At 62.1% G+C, this 243-nt stretch carries 1 rRNA gene; it reads left to right on the top strand.

Features of this window, described 5'->3' with window-relative positions:
* Nucleotides 1–162: 162 nt before the first annotated feature.
* Nucleotides 163–243 (top strand): 5S ribosomal RNA (gene rrf / locus WG924_RS28160); the annotation flags it as partial.

Raw genomic sequence — 243 nt, forward strand, 5'->3', positions numbered from 1 at the left:
CTCGATAGAGCTCTATTGATCCCCGTCGCGCCCAGAACCGGGCCCGCGGGCCACACAGCTTGCATCACAGACACAAAAATCAGACGATCTCGCGCACACACCCGACCGGGTGCCCCTGAACGGGGGCAAATCCCCGGGCGGTCGTCTTGTGCGGTTTCATGACCTGGTGGCTATGGCGGACGTGAACCACCCGATCCCATCCCGAACTCGGACGTGAAACCGTTCTGCGCCGATGGTACTTCG

Source organism: Tistrella arctica (assembly GCF_039630945.1).
Classification (GTDB): Bacteria; Pseudomonadota; Alphaproteobacteria; order Tistrellales; family Tistrellaceae; genus Tistrella; species Tistrella bauzanensis.